Origin of the sequence: Streptomyces sp. P9-2 (assembly GCF_051903975.1) — a bacterium.
GTDB classification, from domain to species: domain Bacteria; phylum Actinomycetota; class Actinomycetes; order Streptomycetales; family Streptomycetaceae; genus Streptomyces; species Streptomyces cellulosae.
Genome location: NZ_CP192633.1, coordinates 2824768 through 2845925, shown reverse-complemented (window position 1 = coordinate 2845925; position 21158 = coordinate 2824768). Strand labels below are relative to the sequence as shown.

At 71.7% G+C, this 21158-nt stretch carries 17 protein-coding genes; 10 read left to right on the top strand and 7 right to left on the bottom strand.

The window, feature by feature from the left end:
• The first annotated feature begins 8 nt into the window (after positions 1-8).
• Positions 9-656 (top strand): class F sortase, encoded by a 648-nt coding sequence (locus ACQY0Z_RS13085; RefSeq protein ID WP_189901732.1) that lies wholly within the window; start codon positions 9-11, stop codon positions 654-656.
• A 341-nt stretch (positions 657-997) separates the two neighbouring features.
• On the opposite strand, the gene ACQY0Z_RS13080 is transcribed toward ACQY0Z_RS13085, so the two are convergent.
• Both ACQY0Z_RS13080 and ACQY0Z_RS13075 read right to left on the bottom strand, forming a co-directional pair.
• A complete protein-coding gene (locus tag ACQY0Z_RS13080; protein ID WP_254586207.1) occupies positions 998-1354 on the bottom strand; it encodes a hypothetical protein in 357 nt (118 codons plus the stop codon).
• 96 nt (positions 1355-1450) lie between these two features.
• On the bottom strand, positions 1451-2233 hold the full coding sequence (locus ACQY0Z_RS13075; RefSeq protein WP_189901736.1) for a sulfite exporter TauE/SafE family protein: 783 nt from the start codon (positions 2231-2233) through the stop codon (positions 1451-1453).
• A gap of 193 nt (positions 2234-2426) precedes the next feature.
• Here ACQY0Z_RS13075 and ACQY0Z_RS13070 point away from each other — a divergent pair, with 193 nt between their 5' ends.
• The 5 genes from ACQY0Z_RS13070 (at position 2427) to ACQY0Z_RS13050 (ending at position 8369) form a co-directional block, all read left to right on the top strand.
• Positions 2427-3644 (top strand): NAD(P)/FAD-dependent oxidoreductase, encoded by a 1218-nt coding sequence (locus ACQY0Z_RS13070; protein ID WP_381726390.1) that lies wholly within the window; start codon positions 2427-2429, stop codon positions 3642-3644.
• Positions 3644-6244: a nitrite reductase large subunit NirB gene (gene nirB, locus ACQY0Z_RS13065; protein WP_439812296.1), complete on the top strand. Its 2601-nt coding sequence runs from the start codon at positions 3644-3646 to the stop codon at positions 6242-6244. Before ACQY0Z_RS13070 ends, nirB begins: the two co-directional genes overlap by 1 nt.
• Positions 6241-6594 carry a nitrite reductase small subunit NirD gene (gene nirD, locus ACQY0Z_RS13060; protein ID WP_439812295.1) on the top strand — a complete coding sequence of 118 codons (354 nt, stop codon included), beginning with the start codon at positions 6241-6243 and terminating at the stop codon, positions 6592-6594. The genes nirB and nirD overlap by 4 nt, the downstream gene beginning before the upstream one ends.
• Positions 6595-7256: 662 nt before the next feature.
• A complete protein-coding gene (locus ACQY0Z_RS13055; protein ID WP_439812294.1) occupies positions 7257-7679 on the top strand; it encodes an LAETG motif-containing sortase-dependent surface protein in 423 nt (140 codons plus the stop codon).
• Positions 7680-7961: 282 nt separating this feature from the next.
• On the top strand, positions 7962-8369 hold the full coding sequence (locus tag ACQY0Z_RS13050) for an excalibur calcium-binding domain-containing protein (RefSeq protein ID WP_189901746.1): 408 nt from the start codon (positions 7962-7964) through the stop codon (positions 8367-8369).
• A 152-nt stretch (positions 8370-8521) separates the two neighbouring features.
• Here ACQY0Z_RS13050 and ppdK read toward each other — a convergent pair whose 3' ends face one another.
• Positions 8522-11269 carry a pyruvate, phosphate dikinase gene (ppdK, locus tag ACQY0Z_RS13045; RefSeq protein WP_189901748.1) on the bottom strand — a complete coding sequence of 916 codons (2748 nt, stop codon included), beginning with the start codon at positions 11267-11269 and terminating at the stop codon, positions 8522-8524.
• Positions 11270-11812: 543 nt separating this feature from the next.
• On the opposite strand from ppdK, the gene ACQY0Z_RS13040 reads away from it, so the two are divergent.
• Positions 11813-13504 (top strand): CDP-alcohol phosphatidyltransferase, encoded by a 1692-nt coding sequence (locus ACQY0Z_RS13040; protein WP_254586213.1) that lies wholly within the window; start codon positions 11813-11815, stop codon positions 13502-13504.
• Here the strand turns inward: ACQY0Z_RS13040 and dusB are convergent, their stop codons facing one another.
• Entirely contained in the window at positions 13505-14659 is a 1155-nt protein-coding gene (dusB, locus tag ACQY0Z_RS13035) for a tRNA dihydrouridine synthase DusB (RefSeq protein WP_189901751.1), read from the bottom strand.
• A gap of 96 nt (positions 14660-14755) precedes the next feature.
• Here dusB and ACQY0Z_RS13030 point away from each other — a divergent pair, with 96 nt between their 5' ends.
• Entirely contained in the window at positions 14756-16204 is a 1449-nt protein-coding gene (locus ACQY0Z_RS13030) for an MFS transporter (protein ID WP_347226060.1), read from the top strand.
• A gap of 379 nt (positions 16205-16583) precedes the next feature.
• The gene (locus ACQY0Z_RS13025) at positions 16584-16790 is read left to right on the top strand and encodes a hypothetical protein (RefSeq protein WP_189901755.1); all 207 of its coding nucleotides are present in this window, start codon (positions 16584-16586) and stop codon (positions 16788-16790) included.
• A 15-nt stretch (positions 16791-16805) separates the two neighbouring features.
• Here ACQY0Z_RS13025 and ACQY0Z_RS13020 read toward each other — a convergent pair whose 3' ends face one another.
• From ACQY0Z_RS13020 to ACQY0Z_RS13010, 3 genes are all read right to left on the bottom strand, one after another.
• On the bottom strand, positions 16806-17393 hold the full coding sequence (locus ACQY0Z_RS13020) for a TetR family transcriptional regulator (protein ID WP_189901757.1): 588 nt from the start codon (positions 17391-17393) through the stop codon (positions 16806-16808).
• A 25-nt stretch (positions 17394-17418) separates the two neighbouring features.
• Complete coding sequence (locus tag ACQY0Z_RS13015; RefSeq protein WP_189901759.1) at positions 17419-18429, bottom strand: aldo/keto reductase; 1011 nt, start codon at positions 18427-18429, stop codon at positions 17419-17421.
• Positions 18430-18567: 138 nt separating this feature from the next.
• The gene (locus tag ACQY0Z_RS13010) at positions 18568-19950 is read right to left on the bottom strand and encodes a glycine--tRNA ligase (protein ID WP_189901761.1); all 1383 of its coding nucleotides are present in this window, start codon (positions 19948-19950) and stop codon (positions 18568-18570) included.
• A gap of 194 nt (positions 19951-20144) precedes the next feature.
• On the opposite strand from ACQY0Z_RS13010, the gene ACQY0Z_RS13005 reads away from it, so the two are divergent.
• Positions 20145-21131 carry a metal ABC transporter substrate-binding protein gene (locus tag ACQY0Z_RS13005; RefSeq protein WP_189901763.1) on the top strand — a complete coding sequence of 329 codons (987 nt, stop codon included), beginning with the start codon at positions 20145-20147 and terminating at the stop codon, positions 21129-21131.
• Positions 21132-21158: the final 27 nt, after the last annotated feature.

The following is a 21158-nucleotide window of genomic DNA, read 5'->3' as shown; positions in this document are numbered from 1 at the left end:
GTCACCCCATGCGCCGCAGGTTCCGCCGGACCGGGAGTCCGGGCAACGCAGCGATAGCCGCCGTCACGGTGTGCGCCCTGTGCGCGGGGGCCGTGCTGCTGCGGGACGGCAGGGGCGACGCCCCGCCGCAGCCGTCCGCCGCGCAGGCCCACTCGGAACTCGACGCGCACGGCCCGGCGCGGTCCGGGGCGCCCGCGCTGCCGCCGTCGCCGCCCGACCGGGTGCGGATCCCGGCGATCGGCGTGGACGCCCCGCTGACGGGCCTGGGGCTGACCCCGGCGGGCTCCCTGGACGTGCCGCCGGCGGACCGCCCGGACCTGGCCGGCTGGTACGAGGCCGGCGCGACGCCCGGCGAGCGGGGCACGGCGATCGTCGCGGGCCACGTCGACAACGAGGACGGCCCGGCGGTCTTCTACTCCCTCGGCGCCCTGCGCAAGGGCAGCACGATCGAGATCGGCCGGCGTGACGGCACGGTCGCGGTGTTCACGGTGGACGCGGTCGAGGCGTACGACGCCCGCGACTTCCCCGACGACAAGGTCTACGGCGCGTCCGCCCGCCCGGAACTCCGCGTCATCACCTGCGGCGCGGGCTACTCCCCCACGACGGGCTACCGGGGCAACGTGGTGGTCTACGCCCACCTGACGGGCACCCGCTGACCCCTCCGGGAGGCCTTCCCGACCGGGCGCCCCGGCTGCCGGGCGCCCCCGGGATCCCGACGCCCTGACGGCGGGACCGCCCGGCGCGCCTGACGACCCACCTGCCCGGACCCGGCGGGGGCTCCGTGGTCCGGAAGCCCTGTGCTCCGACAGCCGAAGCTCTCCTCGGGTTCGGAGCCCCGGCGGTCCGGGACTCCGGCCGCTCGGGCACTCCATCGGCGCGGCGTCCGCGCAGGTCCTCCGCCCTCGCACCCGGACGCCCTCCCCCGCCGCGAGGCCGGAGGCCTGTCACCAGCCGGCTTCGCCCGCACGGCCCCGCCCGGCCGCGCGCCGCCCGCGCCTCAGCCGGCCGCCCCCTCCGGACAGGTCTCCGCCGCCGGGACCACCAGGAGCACCACCGGGTACGACGTGATCTGCTGGTTCGCCCCCGGCCTGCTGTCGCAGATGCGCCAGGCCTGCGGGTCCACCACCTCGCGGTCCTTGCCCGTGGCGTCCTCGAAGCGGACCTGGGTGCCGTCCATCTGCTCCTGGGCGCGGAGCGCGTTGCCGCCGGTGACATCGGGCATCACGGCGGTGACGGGAGGGGCGACGGTGTCCGTCGCGGGCGGGGAGATCGCCGCCTTCGCGTCGGGCTCGGGCGTTGTGCCGCAGGCGGTGGCGGCCGCGCAGACGGCTGCGGCGGCGAGAGCGGCTCTCAACGGTGCGGTGACCGTGGGTCTGGCGATGGCCGTGCCTCTCCTGAGGTGATCATGGGTCCCGCCCAGTATCCCCACCGGACGCCGGCTCGCACAGGCCTACGCCAGCCACTGCTCGTACGCCATGTTCGCCACCAGTGCGAACACCACCGTCAGCAGGACCACGCGGACGAAGCCGCTGCCGCGCTTCAGGGCGGTGCGGGCGCCCAGCGTGCCGCCGGCGAGGTTGAAGACCGCCATCAGGGCCGCCAGTTGCCACAGCACCGCGCCCTGCCAGGCGAAGGTGGCGAGCGCGCCCGCGTTGGTGCAGCAGTTGACGATCTTCGCGGTGGCGGAGGCGGTGACCAGGTCGAGGTGGAGCAGGGCGGTGAGCGCCAGGACGAGGAACGTGCCGGTGCCGGGACCGATCAGGCCGTCGTAGAAGCCGATGCCCAGGCCGGCCAGGCCGATCGCGGCGAGGATCTGCCGGCGGGTCGCCGGACCCGGCGCGGGCGCGGTGCCGAAGGCCGGCCTCAGGATGACGAAGGCGGCCACCGCGAGCAGCACCACCATGATCACCGGCTTGAGCACCTCCGTGCTCATCCCGGCCGCGAGGAACGCCCCGCCCGACGACCCGGCGAGGGCGGCCAGCCCGATCCGCACCGCGGTCCGCACGTCCACCGGCGCCTTGCGGACGTACGTCACCGCCGCGCCCGTGGTGCCTACGATCGCGACCGCCTTGTTGGTGCCCAGCGCGTGCGCGGCGGGGGTGCCGGCGGGCAGGCCGAGCAGCAGGGCGGGCAGGAGCAGCAGCCCTCCGCCGCCCACCACGGCGTCGATCCAGCCGGCGGCGAGCGCGGCCACGCAGAGCAGGACGACCGTGGTCAGCGATATGTCGGGCATGGCCGCGACCCTATGAAGCGGATAGATGCTGCGTCCATCGAGATGAGCGTTTGTTGAGGTTGACCTCCTCACACCCGCTCCGCAACGGCCTCCGGAAGCCTCACATTCCGCGCCCCCGGCCGCTGAGGGCAGCGTTCCGCGCGGGAAACAGAGGGGATGCCACCGGGTAACACCCGCCCCGCACGCTCATGACATGACCTCGAACGAGCGTGTGGTGGTGATCGGCTCCGGCCTCGCGGGCGTACGTCTCGCCCGGCGGCTCGGCGAGCTGGGCACGCCCGTGACGCTGATCGGCGAGGAGGAGCACCCGCCGTACAACCGGGTGCTGCTCGCCGAGGTGCTCGCCGGGCGCTACCGGCCCGAGGTGATCGCCCTGCCCGCCCCCGCGGAGCTGGTCCGCGCCCGGGTCACCGGCATCGACCGGGACCGGCGGACCGTCGCCTGCGCGGACGGCACGGAGATCGCCTACGGGCGGCTGGTGCTGGCCACCGGCTCCAACCCCGTCCTGCCGCCGCTGCGCGGCCTGTTCACCGAGGACCACGAGCTGCCCCGGGGCGTGCACGCGTTCCGCACCCTGGACGACTGCCTGGGCCTGTCCGCCGAGGTGCGGCCGGGCGTGCGGGCGGTGGTGATCGGCGGCGGTCTGCTCGGCGTGTCCGCGGCCCGCGCGCTGGCCGTGCGCGGCGCGCAGGTGGTGCTCGCCCAGCAGTCCGAGCGGCTCATGGAGCGCCAGCTCGACCCGGCCGCCTCCGCACTGGTCCGACGCCATCTGACCGGGCTCGGCGTGGAGGTGCACACCGAGTGCCGGGTGCGCGACGTGCGCTGCGTCGGCGGCGCGGTCCGCTCGGTGGAGATGGCCGACGGCTACGCCCTGGACGCCGACCTGGTGGTGCTGGCCTGCGGGGTGCATCCGAGGGTGTCCCTCGCGCAGGCCGCGGGCCTCGACGTGGCCAAGGGCGTCGTCGTCGACGACGAGCTGCGCACCTCGGACCCGTACGTCCACGCGGTCGGCGACTGCGTGCGGCACGCCGGCACCGTGTACGGGCTGGCCGCGCCGGCGCTGGAACAGGCCGACGCGCTCGCCGCCCTGCTCGCCGGGGACACCACCGCCCGCTACACGGGCACCCGCTCGCTCACCCGGCTCACCCTGACCGGCCCGGACAGCCCCTTCGACCTGGCCGCGTTCGGCGAGACCGAGGTGCTTCCGGGCGACGACGTGGTGCAGCTCGCCGACGCCACCCGCGGCACGTACCGCAAGGTCGTGGTCCGCGACGACCGCCTGGTCGGCGGGGTGCTGGTCGGCGAACTCGGCACCGTCGGCGCCCTCGCGCGCGCCTGGGAGGGAGCAGAGCCGCTCCCGTCCGACGGCGGGCCCCTGCTCCACCTGCTCACCAACGACGGAGGCTCCTGATGCCCACGGACACCTCGACCATCGTGCTCGTCGGCCACGGCATGGTCGGCCAGCGCTTCCTGGAGGCGCTCGCCGAGCGCGGCCTCACCGCCACGCACCGCGTGGTCGTGCTGTGCGAGGAGCCGCGTCCGGCCTACGACCGCGTGCAGCTCACCTCGTACTTCTCGGGGCGGACGCCCGAGGACCTGTCGCTGACGGACCTGACGTTCATCGAGGACCACGGCATCGAGCTGCACGTCGGCGACCCGGCCGAGCACGTGGACCGCGAGGCGCGCACGGTGACCGCCCGCTCGGGCCTGGTCGTCGGGTACGACGTCCTCGTGCTGGCGACCGGCTCCTACCCGTTCGTGCCGCCGGTGCCGAACAAGGACGCCGAGGGCTGCTTCGTCTACCGCACCATCGAGGACCTGCTCGCCATCGAGGAGTACGCGCGGAGCAGGGCGAAGACCGGCGCGGTGGTCGGCGGCGGCCTGCTCGGCCTGGAGGCAGCCGGCGCGCTCAAGGGCCTCGGACTCACGTCGCACATCGTGGAGTTCGCGCCGCGGCTGATGCCGGTGCAGGTCGACGAGGGCGGCGGCGCGGCGCTGCTGCGCACCATCGAGGACATGGGGCTGAGCGTCCACACGGGCGTCGGCACCCAGGAGATCGTGGTCGACGACTCCGGCGCCGTCACCGGCATGACACTGTCCGACGGCTCCGAACTCGCCACCGACCTGGTGGTGTTCTCCGCCGGTGTCCGCCCCCGCGACCAACTGGCCCGCGACTGCGGTCTGACGGTCGGCGAGCGCGGCGGCATCACCGTCGACGAGCAGTGCCGCACGGTCGCGGACCCGCGGGTGTTCGCGATCGGCGAGTGCGCGCTGGCCTCCGACGGCCGCGTGTACGGCCTGGTCGCGCCCGGTTACGAGCAGGCGGAGACGGCCGCGGCGACCATCGCCGAGGACGAGGCCTCCTTCACCGGCGCGGACCTGTCGACCAAGCTGAAGCTGCTCGGCGTGGACGTGGCGTCCTTCGGCGACGCGCACGGCACCGCCGAGGACTGCCTGGACGTCGTCTACTCCGACTCCCGCGCGGGCCTCTACAAGAAGCTGGTGATCGGCAAGGACGGCACGCTGCTCGGCGGCATCCTGGTCGGCGACGCGGAGGCGTACGGCACGCTGCGGGCGTTCACCGGCTCGGTGCCGCCGGTCGCGCCGGAGTCGCTGGTGCTGCCCGCCGGCGCCGGCGCCCCGGCCGCGCTCGGCCCGTCCGCGCTGCCCGACGACGCGGTCGTCTGCTCCTGCCACAACGTCACCAAGGGCACCATCCGCGGCGCGGTCACCGACCACAGCTGCACCACCGTGCCCGAGGTGAAGAAGTGCACCAAGGCCGGTACCGGCTGCGGCAGTTGCGTCAAGGTGCTGGGCCAGCTCCTGGACGCCGAGCTGGAGGCGAACGGCGTCGAGGTCGACAAGGGCCTGTGCGGCTGCTTCTCCCAGACCCGCGAGGAGCTGTACGAGATCGTCCTCGCCCTGCGCATCGCCTCCCACCGCGAGCTGCTCGACCGCCACGGCCGGGAGGAGGCGCGCGGCGGCGACGGCTGCGAGGTGTGCAAGCCGGCGGTCGGCTCGATCATCGCGTCCCTGGCGCCCGTGATCGGCGCGAGCACCTACGTCCTGGACGGCGAGCAGGCGGCCCTGCAGGACACCAACGACCACTTCCTCGCCAACCTGCAGAGGAACGGCTCGTACTCGGTGGTGCCGCGCATCCCCGGCGGGGAGATCGCACCCGAGAAGCTGATCGTGATCGGTGAGATCGCCCGCGACTTCGGCCTCTACACGAAGATCACCGGCGGCCAGCGGATCGACATGTTCGGCGCCCGCGTGGAGCAGCTGCCGCTGATCTGGGCCCGGCTGGTCGACGCGGGCTTCGAGTCCGGGCACGCGTACGGCAAGTCGCTGCGCACGGTGAAGTCCTGCGTGGGGCAGACCTGGTGCCGGTACGGCGTGCAGGACTCGGTGCGGATGGCGATCGACCTGGAGCTGCGCTACCGGGGGCTCAGGTCGCCGCACAAGCTGAAGTCGGCGGTCTCCGGCTGCCAGCGCGAATGCGCGGAGGCCCAGTCGAAGGACTTCGGCGTCATCGCCACCGCGGCCGGCTGGAACCTGTACGTCGGCGGCAACGGCGGCGCCACCCCGCGCCACGCCGACCTGCTGGCGCAGGACCTCTCCGACGCCGAACTGATCCGTCTGATCGACCGGTTCCTGATGTTCTACATCCGCACCGCCGACCGGCTGGAGCGCACCAGCGTCTGGCTGGACCGGATCCCCGGCGGCCTCGACCACGTGCGGGACGTGGTGGTGCACGACTCGCTCGGCATCTGCGACGAGCTGGAGGCCCTGATGGCCGCCCATGTCGCGCACTACCGCGACGAGTGGGCCGAGACCGTCAACGACCCGGAGAAGCTCGCCCGGTTCGTGTCCTTCGTCAACGCCCCGGACACCCCCGACCCGGTGGTCGCCTTCGTCCCCGAACGCGACCAGATCAAGCCCGACCTGCCCCTGCTGAGCATCGGCCTGCGTCCCGCCGACGACGTCCTGGAAGGAAGCGCACAGCGATGACCCTGGCACTCGAGACGACCACCGGCCTGACCGTTCAACTCCGTCAGGCGGACGACTGGTTCGAGGTCTGCGGCCTCGACCGGCTGGTCCCGGGACGGGGCGTGGCCGCCCTGCTGCCCGACGGCCGGCAGGCCGCCGTCTTCACCGACCGTGCGGGCCGTCTGTACGCGATCGACAACCGTGACCCGTTCACGGGCGCGGCGGTCCTCTCCCGCGGCCTCACCGGCAGCCACAAGGGCCGCCCGTTCGTCGCCTCCCCGCTCCTGAAGCAGCGCTTCGACCTGGAGACGGGCCGCTGTCTCGACGACGACACAGTCCGCGTGGCGACGTACGAGGTCAAGGCGGTCTGAGCGGGGCCGCTGCCGAGCAGTACAGGACCGTGCGACACCCTCGTCCGGGTGTCGCACGGTCCTGTGCTGCGGGAGGCCCTACCAGCGGTGGGCGTCGGCGTACTCGCCGGATTGCGGCCCGACGTCGAGGTCGAACCACTCGGCGTCGGGGGTGACGGAGCCGGCGGGTACGGTCTCGGGCCACCCGGGGCCGGCGAGGGGTGCGGTCCGGGGTTCGGGGGCGTTCCATGCGGCGACGGGGCCTGTGCCCTCCGTCGGCTGCGGACGCTGTCCGAGGTGGCCGTCGGCGGTGCGCGTGCGTGCGGCCAGGTTCTCCAGCCGGCCGCCGGCCTTGGCGGATGCGCCCTGCCCCCCCGGGGCGTGACGCCCGCCGCCGTTTCCGACCGGCGGTCCTTCGCCGTGTTCGGCATCAGCAGTTCCACCCGCAGGCCCGGACCGCGCTGCCGGGCGGTGAACTCCTCGACCTGGTTGCGGCAGGCGTGGTCCAGGTGTGTGACGCCGGTCAGGTCGAGGCGGATGCCGTGTAGCGGAGAGCTACCCTCCGGTCACGTCACGTTCGTATCACAGGACGTTCATATCCCCGACACATCTCGCACGCCCCAGTAGCTTCGTCAGCCTCGTTCCAAGCACACACTTTCGACCGACCTGGGGGGCTCCTCACCATGATCCCGTTCCGTACCTCAGCCGCCGCACTGTTCGCCGCCGTCGCCCTCGCCGCCGTACCGGCCACGGCCGTGGCGCACAACGGCAGCCACCCGTTCGAGAACTGCACCGAGGCGTACGACAACGGGTACAGCAACATCCCCGAGGGCGACGAGCACTACGGCGAGCACCTCGACCGGGACAAGGACGGCATCGGCTGCAACCAGCCGCCGTCGGACTTCGTGCCGCGCGACGAGAGCGACGACGACGCGGGCGCGGGTGCCGGTGACGGCGGTGCGAAGGAGGAGGGCGACGGCGGCACCGACCTCGCCGAGACCGGCGGCAGCGACACCACGCCGTACATCGCGGCGGCCGGCGGGGCCGTCGTGCTGCTCGGCGGCGGCCTGATGATCGCCGCCCGCAAGCGCCGCGAGAACCGCTGACCAACTCCCGAGAGGGGGGCCGGACTTCCGGCCCCCCTCTTTTTCACTCCCGCCGCCGCGACGATCCGCCCCCTCCGGACCACGCCCAGTTCGCGCACCCCTTCTGACCTGGCAAGCGACAGGAAGAACCCCCTCCGTTCGTGGCGTTGAGCCACCGTTTCATCACATCACGTTCACATCACAGGTCGCTCGTGACCCTCCGCAGCACAGCCGCACCGGCAGTAACTTCGTCACGCCACAGCCCGGTCAACGGCACCCGCACTCGGACAGGGGGCATTTGCCATGCACCTGACACGACACACCCTCACGGCCCTCGCCGCCCTCACCCTGGCCGTTCTCCCCGCCACCGCGTCGGCCCACGACGGGGACCACCCGTTCAAGACCTGCGCGGAGGCGTACGACAACGGCTGGGCGAGGATCTCCAGCGGGGACGACCACTACGGTCCCGCGCTGGACCCGGACGGCGACGGCGTCGCCTGCGACGAACCGCCCGCCGGTTTCATCCCGCGCGACGACACCGCGATCGACGACGGGAACGCGACTCCCGTGGCCGGCACCACCCAGGCCGCCACGGGCGACGACTCGGGGCCGGACGACGGCCTCACCACCTACGTGACCATAGGCGTGGCCGCCGTGGTCCTCGCCGGAGGCGCCGTGCTCCTCGCCTCCCGCCTGCGCCGCGACACCTGACCCGCCCCACAGGGCGCGTCGCGCGCGGACGACGGAAGGGGCGGCACCCCCGCACGGATGCCGCCCCTCCTTCGTGATCCGGAGCCGTCGCCGATCGGTGAGGGTGGTCGGGTGACAGACGACGGCCCCGGGGTCCTGCGCGCCCCGAGGGGCTATCGGTGGTCGCTCCCGGCCGAGGTGACGGCCGCGCGGCCGGCCTCCAGACGGGCCACCGGGATGCGGAACGGGGAGCAGGAGACGTAGTCCAGTCCGACCTCGTGGAAGAAGTGGACCGACTCCGGGTCGCCTCCGTGCTCGCCGCAGACGCCGAGCTTCAGGTCCGGGCGGGTCTCCCGGCCGGCCTTCGCCGCGGACTTCACCAGGGAGCCCACGCCGTCCTTGTCGATCGTCTCGAACGGCGACACCCCGAAGATGCCCTTCTCCAGGTAGGCGGTGAAGAAGCTGGCCTCCACGTCGTCCCGGGAGAAGCCCCACACCGTCTGGGTGAGGTCGTTGGTGCCGAAGGAGAAGAACTCGGCGGCCTCCGCGATCTGACCGGCGGTCAGCGCGGCGCGCGGCAGCTCGATCATCGTGCCGATGGCCAGCTTGAGCCGGGTGCCGGTGGCCTCCTCGACCTCCGCGACGACCTTGTCGGCCTCGTCGCGGACGATCTCCAGCTCCTGGACCGTGCCGACCAGCGGGATCATGATCTCCGCGCGCGGGTCGCCCTTGGCGTTCTTCCGCTCGGCCGCGGCCTCCGCGATGGCCCGCACCTGCATGGTGAACAGGCCCGGGATGACGAGGCCGAGGCGGACGCCGCGCAGGCCCAGCATCGGGTTCTGCTCGTGCAGCCGGTGCACGGCCTGGAGCAGCCGCAGCTCGTTCTCGTGCGGCTCCTGCCGGGACTCGGCGAGGGCGACGCGGACCGACAGCTCGGTGATGTCGGGCAGGAACTCGTGCAGCGGCGGGTCGAGCAGGCGGATGGTGACGGGCAGGCCGTCCATCGCCTCGAACAGCTCGACGAAGTCCTTCTTCTGCAGCGGCAGCAGCGCCTTCAGCGACTCCTCGCGCTCCTCCTCCGTGTCGGCCAGGATCAGCCGCTCCACCAGCTCGCGCCGGTCGCCGAGGAACATGTGCTCGGTGCGGCACAGGCCGATGCCCTGGGCGCCGAACCGGCGGGCGCGCAGCGCGTCCTCGGCGTTGTCGGCGTTGGCGCGCACCCGCAGCCGGCGCTTGCGGTCGGCGAAGGCCATCATCCGGTGCACGGCCTCGACCAGCTCGTCGGCGTCGTCGGCGCCCGGGTGCATCCGGCCCTCGAAGTACTCCACGACCGGCGACGGCACGACCGGGACCTCGCCCAGGTACACCTTGCCGCTGGAGCCGTCGATGGAGATGACGTCGCCCTCCTCGACGACGTGCCCGCCGGGCACGGTCATCCGGCGGCGCTTGGTGTCGACCTCCAGCTCCTCGGCGCCGCAGACACAGGTCTTGCCCATGCCACGGGCGACGACGGCCGCGTGGGAGGTCTTGCCGCCGCGGGAGGTGAGGATGCCCTCGGCGGCGATCATGCCGTCCAGGTCGTCGGGGTTGGTCTCGCGGCGGATCAGGATGACCTTCTCGCCCGAGCGGGACCACTTCACGGCGGTGTAGGAGTCGAAGACGGCCTTGCCGACCGCGGCGCCCGGGGAGGCGGCGATACCGCGTCCGACCTGTTCGACCTTGGCGCTCTCGTCGAAGCGCGGGAACATCAGCTGGGCGAGCTGGGCGCCGTTGACGCGGGTGAGCGCCTCGGCCTCGTCGATCAGGCCCTGGTCCACCAGCTGCGTGGCGATGCGGAAGGCCGCGCCCGCGGTGCGCTTGCCGACGCGGGTCTGGAGCATCCACAGCCGGCCGCGCTCGATGGTGAACTCGATGTCGCAGAGATCCTTGTAGTGGTTCTCCAGGGTCTCCATGATCTGCATGAGCTGGTCGTACGACTTCTTGTCGATCTGCTCCAGCTCCGCGAGCGGGACCGTGTTGCGGATGCCCGCGACGACGTCCTCGCCCTGCGCGTTCTGCAGGTAGTCGCCGTAGACGCCCTGGTGCCCCGAGGCGGGGTCGCGGGTGAAGGCGACGCCGGTGCCGGAGTCGGGGCCGAGGTTGCCGAAGACCATGGAACAGACGTTGACGGCCGTGCCCAGGTCGTGCGGGATGCGCTCCTGACGGCGGTAGAGCTTGGCGCGCTCGCCGTTCCAGGAGTCGAAGACCGCCTTGATGGCGAGGTCCATCTGCTCGCGCGGGTCCTGGGGGAAGTCCCGGCCGCACTCGGTCTTGACGATCTTCTTGAACTTGGTGACGAGCTTCTTGAGGTCGGCGGCCTCCAGCTCGGTGTCCACCGTGACCTTCTTGGCCGCCTTGGCCGCCTCCAGCGCGTCCTCGAACAGCTCGCCGTCCACGCCGAGGACGGTCTTGCCGAACATCTGGATGAGGCGCCGGTAGGAGTCCCACGCGAACCGGTCGTCGCCGGCCTGCTTGGCCAGGCCCTGCACGGACTTGTCGGACAGACCGATGTTGAGGACGGTGTCCATCATGCCCGGCATGGAGAACTTGGCGCCGGAGCGGACCGAGACGAGAAGCGGGTCGTCGGCCTGGCCGAGCTTCTTGCCCATCCGCTGCTCGAGCGCCTCGAGGTGCGCACTCACCTCGTCACGCAGTGCCGCGGGTTCCTCGCCGCTGTCCAGGTAGACCTTGCAGGCCTCCGTGGTGATGGTGAAGCCGGGTGGCACGGGGAGACCGAGGTTGGTCATCTCGGCGAGGTTGGCCCCCTTGCCGCCGAGCAGGTCCTTGAGGTCCTTGTTGCCCTCGGTGAAGTCGTAGACGAACTTCACGCTCTCAACGCTCGTGCCCGACTGAGCTACGTGGGGATCTTTGTTTTCCGACACGGGTCTCGACTCCTCGAGGACGCGGTGGCTGCCCTGACGGCGAGGAATGTACCCAGATCGAAGGCGTCTGGGTACGTCTGCTTGCGCGTCGTACGCCTGTCACCGGCTGGACGCCAGCGGATCGAAAGTCAAAGCTTGGCAAGCCATGAAGGCTCGATGTTTTCACTTCTTGAACGCAAGCCGCCTCCCAGAACCGGTCGAGCCGCTCATGTGAGCGTCTTGAGCCACGTTTGATTTCGCCCGATGAACGATCATCGAGTGGCACTGAGTGCCAACCTTTGAGAAGTGCAGCCTCCCACAATCCGCTCATCTGAGCGCAACCCCTATCAGGGGTGGCGAGAATCACGCTGCCACACGACGCCCGGTTCCACCATGCGGACCCAGGGCTGAACGCTCCGGCCCGGCCGCCCGTACGGACTGGAGGCGGATCCGGACCCCCACGCCGGATCCGCCTCCCGCCTCACCGGTTTCGGTACGGAAGGAACCTCCGGGTTGCCCGTCTTCACTCGCGTCATCACGCGCCTGCGCGCCCTCCGTGTTCCCATGCGCCCACGGGACACACGTGTCCTCGCGCGCCTGCGCCACGCACGCGACGCACACCCCTCCGCCGACCGCGCCCTGCGGCTCACGGGCCATGTCCTCGCCGCCGTGCTGGTGCTCAGCGCCCTGCTGATGCCGAACACCGCGCCGGGCCTGCGCCCCGACCGCTTCACCCGCATCCCCGCCGAGGCGATCGTGGGCGCGGTCCTGGTGATCGCCCTGCCCCGCCGCCCCCGCGTCCTCTTCGCCGCGCTCTACGGGACGGGCCTCGGCGTGCTCACCGTGCTCAACCTGCTGGACATCGGCTTCAGCGAGTACCTGGGCCGCGGCTTCAACCTGGTCCTCGACTGGGGCCTGCTGGACGACGCCCTGTCCTACGTGCGGGACTCCATGGGCGGCTTCGCCGCCAACGCCGCCGCCGTCGGCGCGGTGCTGCTCGCCCTGCTCGTGGTGGTCCTCATGGCGCTGGCCACGGTCCGGCTCGGCAACCTGATCGCCCGGCACCGCGCCCGCGCCGGCCAGGGCGCCATGGTCGCCGCCGTCGTGTGGATCACCTGCTCCTCGCTCGGCCTGCAGATCTCGGGACTGCCGGTCGCCTCCGACCGCGCGGCGGACACCCTGCGCGGGCAGACCCAACGGGTGGTGGACACCCTGCGCGACGAGGCGGCCTTCGCCAAGGAGGCCAGGACCGACACCTTCGGCGCCACCCCGCCGCACCTGCTCCTGCCGGACCTGCGCGGCAAGGACGTCGTCATCGCGTTCATCGAGAGCTACGGCCGGGTGGCGATGGAGGACCCGCTGATCGCGCCCGGCGTCACCCGCACCCTCGACACCCGGGGTGCCGCGCTCACCGCCGCCGGCTACCAGGCGCGCAGCGGCTGGCTGACCTCGTCGACGTACGGCGGGAGCAGCTGGCTCGGGCACTCCACGACCCTGTCGGGGCTGTGGATCGACAACCAGCAGCGGTACCGCACCGCCACGAGCAGCGACCGGCTCACCCTGACCGCAGCCTTCCGGAAGTCCGGCGCGTGGGACACCGTCGGCATCATGCCGGGCGTGCAGAAGACCTGGCCGGAGGCGGAGTGGTACGGCCTGGACACGGTGTACGACGCCACCGAACTGGGCTACAAGGGGCCGAAGTTCAGCTGGTCCACGATGCCGGACCAGTACGCCCTGGAGGCGTTCGAGCGTCTGGAGCACGGGAAGAGGCGGAACCGGCCGCTGATGTCGGAGGTCATCCTGACCTCCAGCCACCAGCCGTGGGCGCCGGTCCCGGAGATGATCGACTGGGAGGACCTGGGCGACGGCTCGGTCTTCGACGCGATCGAGGAGGAGGGCCGGGACGCGTCCGAGGTGATGGCCGACTCCAAGGCCTCCCGTGAGGAGTACGGCAAGTCCGTCTCGTACTCGGTGACGGCCCTCACCGAGTGGCTGGAGCGCTACGGCACCGACGACACCGTGCTGGTGTTCCTCGGCGACCACCAGCCGATCGCCCGGGTCACCGGGCACACCAAGAACCGGGACGTGCCGGTGACGGTCGTCGCCAAGGACCCTGACGTGCTGAAGAAGATCGACAACTGGCGGTGGACGCCCGGCCTGAGGCCCGCCGACGACGCGCCCGTGTGGAAGATGGACACCTTCCGCGACCGCTTCCTGACCGCCTACGGGTCCGTGCCCCGGCCCACCGAGCGCTGATCAGCCGCCGGAGGTGTCCAGCTCGGCGTCCTCGCCGACGCCCGCGCAGTCGTAGGGATCCTTCAGCCAGCCGTCCGGCAGCACCACACGGTTGTTGCCGGACGTACGGCCGCGGGGGCCGTCGGCGCCGGACGGCCAGGGCTGGTCCAGGTCCAGCTCGTCCAGCCCGGTCCGCAGTTCCTCGAGCGTGGAGGTGACGGCGAGCCGCCGGCGCATCTCGGAGCCGACCGCGAAGCCCTTCAGGTACCAGGCGACGTGCTTGCGGAAGTCGATGACACCGCGCGACTCGTCGCCGATCCACTCACCGAGCAGCGTGGCGTGCCGCACCATCGCGTCGGCCACCTCGCGCAAGGTGGGCCGGACGTAGTCGTCGGGGCGGCCCTCGAAGGCGGCGACCAGGTCGGCGAAGAGCCACGGCCGGCCGAGGCAGCCGCGGCCCACGACCACGCCGTCGCAGCCGGTCTCGCGGACCATGCGCAGGGCGTCGCCGGCGGACCAGATGTCGCCGTTGCCGAGCACCGGGATCTCGGGGACATGTTCCTTGAGGCGGGCGATCGCCTCCCAGTCGGCGGTGCCTCCGTAGTGCTGGGCGGCGGTGCGGCCGTGCAGCGCGATCGCGGTGACGCCCTCCTCGACGGCGATGCGGCCGGCGTCGAGGTAGGTGATGTGGTCGTCGTCGATGCCCTTGCGCATCTTCATCGTGACCGGCAGGTCTCCGGCGCCGGCGACGGCCTCACGGAGGATGGCGCGCAGCAGGTTCCGCTTGAAGGGGAGCGCGGAGCCGCCGCCCTTGCGGGTCACCTTGGGCACCGGGCAGCCGAAGTTGAGGTCGATGTGGTCGGCGAGGTCCTCCTCCGCGATCATGCGGACGGCCTTGCCGACGGTCGCCGGGTCGACGCCGTAGAGCTGGATGGAGCGCGGCTGCTCGGAGGCGTCGAACCGGATGAGCTGCATGGTCTTCTCGTTGCGCTCGACCAGCGCCCGGGTGGTGATCATCTCGCTGACGAACAGGCCCTTGCCGCCGCTGAACTCCCGGCACAGGGTGCGGAAGGGCGCGTTGGTGATCCCGGCCATGGGGGCGAGCACGACGGGCGGTTGCACGGCGTGCGGGCCGATGGACAGGGTCGTGTTCACGGTCGGCGAAGCAGTGGGCATTCCCCCATTGTCCAGCATCCGGCGGGGCGCCGGCACAGTGACCGTGTAGCGGTCATTAGTTAGACGCACTATCGACATCGGCGTACGATGTCGCTCATGCCCGAGCTCAGCCATGGCCGCCGCATGCTGGTGCTCGCGATCTGCTGCATGAGTCTGCTGATCGTGAGCCTGGACAACACGGTCCTGAACGTCGCCCTGCCGTCCCTCCAGCGGGAGCTGGACGCGAGCACCTCGGGACTGCAGTGGACCATCGACGCCTACACCCTCGTGCTGGCCTCGCTGCTGATGCTGGCCGGCTCGACCGCCGACCGGATCGGCCGCCGGCGGGTCTTCATGTCCGGCCTGGTGATCTTCACCCTGGGCTCGCTGCTGTGCTCGCTCGCGCCCGACCTGAACTGGCTCGTCGTCTTCCGCATGGTGCAGGCGGTGGGCGGCTCCATGCTCAATCCGGTCGCCATGTCGATCATCACCAACACCTTCACCGACCCCCGCGAGCGGGCCCGCGCGATCGGGGTGTGGGGCGCGGTGGTCGGCCTGTCGATGGCGGCGGGGCCGCTGGTCGGCGGACTGCTGGTGGACTCGGTCGGCTGGCGCTCGATCTTCTGGATCAACCTGCCGGTGGGGGCCGCAGCGCTGCTGCTGACGTGGCGGTTCGTGCCGGAGTCGCGCGCGCCGCGGGCGCGCCGCCCGGACCCGGTGGGGCAGGTCCTGGTCATCGCGCTGTTCGGCTCGCTGACGTACGCGATCATCGAGGCCCCGCATGGCAGTTGGGGCTCGACGGCCCCGTTCGCGGCACTGGCCCTGACCGCCTTCCTGGCGCTCCTCCACTACGAACCGCGCCTCGCGGAACCGCTGATCGACCTGCGCTTCTTCCGGTCGGCGCCGTTCAGCGGGGCGACGGTGATCGCGGTGAGCGCCTTCGCGGCGCTGGGCGGGTTCCTGTTCCTGTCGACGCTGTACCTGCAGAACGTGCGGGGGCTGAGCGCGATGGAGGCGGGGCTGTGGATGCTGCCGATGGCGGTGCCTACGTTCCTGTGCGCGCCGCTGTCCGGGCGGCTGGTCGGGAGCCGGGGGCCGCGGCTGCCGCTGGTGATCGCGGGCGGTGCGATGACGGTGAGCGGGCTGCTGTTCGCACTTTTCGAGGCGGAGACGTCGAACGCGAGCCTGTTCGCGGGCTACGTCCTCTTCGGCCTCGGCATCGGCTTCGTCAACGCGCCGATCACCAACACGGCGGTCTCGGGCATGCCCCAGGACCAGGCCGGGGTCGCCTCGGCGGTCGCCTCCACCAGCCGCCAGCTGGGGCAGACGCTGGGGGTGGCGGTACTGGGCGCGGTGCTGGCGGCGGGGGTGGGGTCGTCGTCGTACGCCGAAAGGTTCGTGACCGCGTCGCGGCCGGGGTGGTGGATTCTGGCTGCGTGCGGGGCGGTGGTGCTGACGCTGGGCGTCGTCACGACGGGCCGGTGGGCGCGGGCCACGGCGGAGGGGGCTGCGAGGCGCCTTCAGGGTGAGGACCAGCGTCCTCGCCGCACGGAGGTGGGGGCATAGGGGCACCTCTGCAGCGCCGGGTGCGGGTCGTCCGTGGCTGGTCGCGCGGTTCCCCGCGCCCCTGAAGGGCGTTCCCGGCACCGCCCCTGAAAGGGCCCCGCCGCCGCGGGCAGTCGTCCCTCCCTCAGTGCCTTATGGGCCCGGGAGGTACCCCCAGGGCGGCACGGGTGCGCGCAGCGGCACCTCTGCAGCGCCGGGTGCGGGTCGTCGGTGGCTGAGCGCGCGGTTCCCGCGCCCCTGAGGGTGTTGCCCCCACGCCCGTTGGAGCGGCGCCGTAGGCGACACCCCGTGCGCGGGTTCTGCGTACCCCCACCTGTTGATGTTGCTTTTGCTGCACACTCCCTACGGCGACACCCACCCGCCCACCGCCGGAGGCACCATGCCCCAGATCGACTCGAGCAAGGTAAGCCGCTGGGACCTGCACGGACGTGAGCACACCGTGCACGTCCACCGCACCGGAGTGCAGCGGACGATCAGATGTGAGACCTGCGGCTGGCGCCGGTCCGCCCAGTTCCTGCCCTGGCTGAAGGCGCAGGAGCACCTGGAGCAGGCCCATCAGGCGACGGTGGACCCCACCGCGGCCTGACGGACGAACCCGGGTTCAGGCCCGCAGCCCCCGCAGCAGGAGCTCCACGACCGCCTCGAAATCCGCGTCCGCGCCAGGCTCGTCCCACTCCCCCGCATACGCGGGATCATGGAACCGCCCCGTCGCCTGGAACACCGCCCGCGCGCTGACCGCGGGGTCGTCGCCGCGGAAGACCCCGGCCGCCACCCCGTCGGACACGATCCGCGTCAACTGCCCCGTCAGCTCGTCGATGTGCTCCGCGACCGCCCCCACCTGCTCCCCCGCCAGCACGCTGTACGTGGCGAACAGCTCAGGATCGTCGCCCGCCTTCCGCCGCTTCGCGGTGAACAGCGCGGCCAGCCAGTCCCGCAGCCGCGTCCCGGGGTCGAGGGAGGCGTCGCCGGCTATCCCGTCCAGCGCCTCGGACGTCCGGTCCAGCCACCGCTTGGTGACGGCCTCACGCAGCGCCGCCTTGGTGCGGAAGTGCCGGTAGACGCTGCCGTGGCTGACGCCGAGGGCGCGGGCCACGTCCACCACGGTGGCCTTCGCCGGGCCGTGCCGGCGCAGCACCTCCTCGGTCGCCTCCAGGATGCGCTCGGCGGTCAGGGTCTCGGTCGCTGCCATGTCTAGACCGTACCCGGCGCCGGGATCACTCCCGGGTGCCGAGGTGGGCCATCATCGGCTCCGGGTAGCGGGCCCCGGCCGCGGCCCCGGGCGGCACCGCCCGCTCGATCGCCGCGAGGTCGGCCGCGTCGAGCGTGACGTCCAGCGCGCCCAGCGACTCCGTCAGCCGCTCCCGCGTACGGGCGCCGACCAGCGGCACGACGTCCTCGCCGCGCGAGAGCACCCAGGCGACGGCGATCTGCGCGACCGTGACGCCCTTGCGGGCGGCGATCTCGCGCAGCGCGTCGACGAGGCCGAGGTTGTGCCGGAGGTTGTCGCCCTGGAAGCGGGGCGAGTGGGCGCGGAAGTCGTGCGGCGACAGCTGCCGGTCGGCGGTGAAGTGCCCGGAGATCAGACCGCGCGCGAGCACCCCGTACGCCGTCACGGAGATGCCCAGTTCACGGGTGGTGGGCAGGATCTGGTCCTCGACGGCGCGGGAGATCAGCGAGTACTCGATCTGGAGGTCGGAGATCGGCGCGACGGCGGCGGCCCGCCGGATCGTGTCGGCGCCGACCTCGCTGAGGCCGATGTGCCGTACGTGGCCCTTCTCGACGAGCTCCGCGATGGCGCCGACGGTCTCCTCGATCGGCACGGCGGGGTCGGCGCGGGAGATCCGGTAGACGTCGATGTGGTCGACGCCCAGCCGCTGGAGGGAGTACGCGGCGAAGTTCCGTACGGCGGCCGGGCGGCCGTCGATCGGACCCCAGCCGCCGTCCGGGTCGCGCAGGGAGCCGAACTTGACGCTGGTGAGGGCCTGTTCGCGCAGCCCGGCGGGGGCGGTGCGCAGCGCCTCGCCGATCAGCAGCTCGTTGTGGCCCATGCCGTAGAAGTCGCCGGTGTCGAGGAGCGTGACGCCGGCGTCCAGGGCGGCGTGGATCGTGGCGATCGCCTCGGTCCGGTCCGCCGAGCCGTACAGCGCGGACATGCCCATGCAGCCGAGCCCCAGGGCGGACACCTGGGGACCGGTCTTTCCGAGAGGTCGTGTGTGCATCGTCATGCGTCCACCATGACATGACGAATGACAGATTTCAATATCTGTCATTCGTCATCCACGCGGGACGCCGCCCCGGAAACGCCGAACGCCGGGCCCCGGAAGTACCGGGACCCGGCGTTCATGCCGGTCGGACGGGAGACGTCAGCAGCCCACCAGGCGCGCCGCCAGGTAGCCCTCGATCTGGTCGAGGGAGACCCGCTCCTGCTTCATGGTGTCGCGCTCGCGCACCGTCACCGCGTTGTCGTCCAGGGTGTCGAAGTCGACGGTCACGCAGAACGGCGTTCCGATCTCGTCCTGGCGGCGGTAGCGGCGGCCGATGGCGCCGGCGTCGTCGAACTCGATGTTCCAGTTCTGCCGCAGCGCCTGGGCGAGGCCCTTGGCCTTCGGAGACAGCTCCGGGTTGCGGGACAGCGGCAGCACCGCGACCTTCACCGGCGCCAGGCGCGGGTCGAGCCGCAGCACGGTCCGCTTCTCCATCTTGCCCTTGGCGTTGGGCGCCTCGTCCTCGACGTACGCGTCGAGCAGGAAGGCGAGCATCGCCCGGCCGACACCGGCCGCCGGCTCGATGACGTACGGCGTCCAGCGCTCGCCGGCCTCCTGGTCGAAGTAGGAGAGGTCCTGGCCGGAGGCCTTGGAGTGCGCGGTGAGGTCGTAGTCGGTGCGGTTGGCGACGCCCTCGAGCTCGCCCCACTCGCTGCCGCCGAACTGGAAGCGGTACTCGATGTCAGCGGTGCGCTTGGAGTAGTGGGAGAGCTTCTCCTTCGGGTGCTCGTACCACCGCATGTTCTCCTCGCGCAGGCCGAGACCGGTGTACCAGTTCCAGCGCTGCTCCATCCAGTACTCCTGCCACTTCTCGTCCTCGCCCGGCTTGACGAAGAACTCCATCTCCATCTGCTCGAACTCGCGGGTCCGGAAGATGAAGTTGCCGGGCGTGATCTCGTTGCGGAAGGACTTGCCCATCTGGGCGATGCCGAACGGCGGCTTCCGGCGCGAAGTGGTCTGCACCTGGGCGAAGTTGGTGAAGATGCCCTGGGCGGTCTCGGGACGCAGGTAGGCGATGGAGCCGGAGTCCTGCGTCGGGCCGAGGTGGGTGGAGAGCAGACCCGAGAACTGCTTGGGCTCGGTGAAGGTGCCCTTGTTGCCGCAGTTGGGGCAGTTGAGGTCGGCGAGGCCGTTCTCCGGGGCGTGCCCCTTCTTCTCCTCGTACGCCTCCTCCAGGTGGTCCGCACGGAACCGCTTGTGACAGGAGGTGCACTCGGTGAGCGGGTCGGTGAAGGTCGCGACGTGACCGGAGGCGACCCACACCTCGGGGGCCAGGATGACGGACGAGTCGATGCCGACCACGTCCTCGCGCGACGTCACCATGTAGCGCCACCACTGGCGCTTCAAGTTCTCCTTGAGCTCGACACCCAGCGGCCCGTAGTCCCAGGCGGCACGCTGGCCGCCGTAGATCTCACTGCAGGGGAATACGAAGCCACGGCGCTTGCTCAGGCTGACGATGGTGTCGATCTTGTCGGCGGCCACGGTGCTCTCTTCATTACGACGACGGGCGACGAAGCGGAGATGCTTCCAGCGAATGCCTCAGGTTACCGGCGGGGACGGCCCCTCGACCAAATCGGTCCCCCCAAGCGGACCTCCGGAGCTCCGACGGGGGCCGCGACCTGGGTCACCAGGGGCTTTGTTGACAACGGTTTCCATCTTCGTTGAAAATGACTGTCATGAACGTACGACGACGTCACATATCCACGGTCGCGCTCGCCGCGGTCGCCGCCCTCGGGTTCGGCACCCTCACCGCCTGCTCGTCCGACAGCGCCGCCGCGGGCGACACCGGCACGTTCGACGTCGTCGCGTCGTTCTATCCGATGGCCTTCCTCGCCGAGCGGATCGGCGGCGAGCACGTCCACGTCACCAGTCTCACCCAGCCCGGCCAGGAACCGCACGACCTGGAGATCAGCGCCCGGCAGACAGCGCAGCTCGAGGAGTCCGACGCGGCCCTCTACCTCAAGGGTCTCCAGCCCTCCGTCGACGAGGCGATCGGCCAGTCCCCCATCGCCACGAAGATCGACGCGGCCGGGCTGACCTCGCTGGAGGAGCACGGCACCGAGGCCGGCCACGACGAGGAGCACGAGGACGAGCACGCCCACGAGGACGAGCACGGCGACGAGCACGCCCACGAGCACGAGGGCGGCGACCCCCACATCTGGCTCGACCCGGTGAAGTACGCCGAGGTCGCCGAGGGCGTCGGCAAGGCATTCCAGAAGGCCGACCCGGACCACGCCGCCGACTACCGCGCCAACACCGCGGCCCTGGTCAAGGACCTCAAGGCGCTCGACGCGAAGTTCCGTACCGGCCTCGCTGACCGCGAGACCGACGTCTTCGTCACCACCCACGCCGCCTTCGGCCACCTCGCCGAGCGCTACGGGCTGACCGAGGAGGCCATCAGCGGCCTCGACCCCGACACCGAGCCCAGCGGTGCGCGCGTGAAGGAACTCCAGAAGATCGCCAAGGAGGACGGCGTCACCACCGTCTTCTACGAGACCCTCGTCAGCGACAAGACCGCGAAGACCCTCGCCGGCGACACCGGGCTGAAGACCGACGTGCTCGACCCGGTCGAGGGCATCACCGAAAAGTCCCGCGGCGAGGACTACTTCCAGGTCATGGAGGCCAACCTCACGGCCCTGCGCACCGCGCTGGGCGCCCGGTGACCCCCGACGACGCGACACCGGAGGACG